The sequence below is a fragment of the Clostridium sp. genome (assembly GCF_018372875.1).
In the GTDB taxonomy this organism is placed as follows: Bacteria; Bacillota; Clostridia; order Clostridiales; family Clostridiaceae; genus Clostridium.
The window spans coordinates 1-1,987 of the sequence record NZ_JAHAIF010000095.1 but is presented as its reverse complement, the minus strand read 5'-3'; the positions used below and the strand labels follow the sequence as shown (position 1 = coordinate 1,987).

The following is a 1,987-nucleotide window of genomic DNA, read 5'->3' as shown; positions in this document are numbered from 1 at the left end:
TGTTTAAGTACAAATAATATCTAAAGGTTATTCGTAAAATAGGAAAAAAGGAGCTGTCGCTAACGGATTTTATTCCGCTAATGCGACAGCTCCTTTTATAATTTATAGCATTAGTTCTCTGAATCTTCATCTATATTTATATCAATATCACCTAATCCTAAACTCTTAACATCTTCTTCAGATATTTCTTTTGGATCAAGTTCTTTAGGTACTTCAATTTGAGAATTTGCTTTATGTTCATCTTCTCTTCTTGCCTTTTGAAGTTTGCTTGGGTTAAAGAACATTGATATGCTTAAAAAAGTGCCTATTAAAATAGCTAATGGTAATAGCTTCATACCAAAGAAAAAATAAAATCCTATAGATAATACAGCATCTGTTAGTAAAGCTTTTATCATATTTTTAGTACTAAAATCCATAAATAAGTCCTCCCCACTAAATATATCTTTATTATACATAATTATAAAAAAATTTACAATTATATAAAGGAAATAAGTTAAATGTTTACATAGTTTTTAGAAATATTTTTACGGCTATATAAATATATATAAACATGGATGGAGGAGATAAAATGAAAAAGTTTCTTTTAAAAACCTTTCTTGCATTTTCTCTTATTTTTATATTTTTATTCTCAATGACTATGGTATTAGAAAATAAGAATAAGAAGGCTCTTCAAAGTAAAGTTAAAGTAGAGTGCGAGATAAAGGATGGTGAGATAATTATTCCACAAACACCAGATAAAGTAGCTGCAAATTATGAGTTTACTAAATTATACTTTTATAGTGGCATTGTATTAAGCCTTATTCTTCCTATATTATTTTATATTTATGGTGGAATTGGATTAATAAGGGAATGGAAATTGAGGTTTAAGCTAGTTGAAGGTGGTATTCTTTTTGTTATTTATTATCTATTTAATATGATTTTAATGTTTCCTAAATCACTTTTTAGTTCTTTCTATAGAGGAAGACTTGTTGGATTAAGTAATTTAGGATTTTTAGATTTTCTTAAAGATTATATAGTAAGTGATTCTATAGATTTACTTATTTCACTGCCAATAGTAGCTATAATATATGTTATTTTTCTTAAGAGAAAAAGTTGGTATTTTTTATCGGCAGTAATACTAATAAGCGTATCTCTAATAGGTAATTATATTTATCCGTATTTTGATGAGGTCCAAAATGAATTAGTGCCTATGGAGGATGGAGAATTAAAGAGCAAAATAATAGATTTATCAAAAGAAGCTGGAATAGAAAATTTAGATATAAAGGTTATTCCTAAAAGTGGTGAAACAAATAGTATGAATGCTTATATGACAGGAATTAATAATAGTAGAAGAATAGTATTTTGGGATACTACTTTAAATGGATTAAGTGAAAAAGAGGTATTATCAGTAGCAGCTCATGAGATGGGGCATTATAAATTAAACCATATTCAGAAATCAACAATAATATCTTCTTTATTGACACTAATGACATTGATGTTAGTTCATAATTTAATGAGAAGATTTTCTACTAAAGATTATAGAAAAATAGATAAAATACCATATATATTATTTATGCTAAATGTAATTGGACTTTTATTTTCACCAATTGAAACAGCTTACTCTAGAAAAATGGAAGTAGAAGCTGATACCTTTGCAATGGAAATAACTAATGATGGATATACAAATGGAGTTTTAGAGCTTAGATTTATAGAAAGCAATTTAACTCCAGTTGATGTTGATCCAGTAATTAAATGGCTAGCTTATGATCATCCTACTTGTAGAGAAAGAATAGAATTAAGTAATAAGTTTATTAAGTCTAATTGATAATGGTGAGCTAAGAAGAAACTTTGCCTAAGGCAAAGTTTCTTCATTATAGTTATATAAAAAAGAGAAATTGTAAAACAATTTCTCTCAGATTGTAGACAAAAAGCATTTTCTCAAGTTTGAGAAAATGCTTTTTGTAATTAAATTTAAAATTAAAGAGTAAATTTTTATAATACAGTTATT

2 protein-coding genes are annotated in these 1,987 nt (G+C 26.3%); one reads left to right on the top strand and one right to left on the bottom strand.

Going from position 1 to position 1,987, the window contains the following annotated elements:
* Nucleotides 1–110: 110 nt before the first annotated feature.
* Nucleotides 111–416, bottom strand: a complete 306-nt coding sequence (locus tag KIB46_RS16210; RefSeq protein WP_156560947.1) for a hypothetical protein — start codon at nt 414–416, stop codon at nt 111–113.
* Between the two features lie 152 nt (nt 417–568).
* Between KIB46_RS16210 and KIB46_RS16205 the strand changes: the two genes are divergently transcribed.
* Nucleotides 569–1,804 (top strand): M48 family metallopeptidase, encoded by a 1,236-nt coding sequence (locus tag KIB46_RS16205; protein ID WP_291673250.1) that lies wholly within the window; start codon nt 569–571, stop codon nt 1,802–1,804.
* Nucleotides 1,805–1,987: the final 183 nt, after the last annotated feature.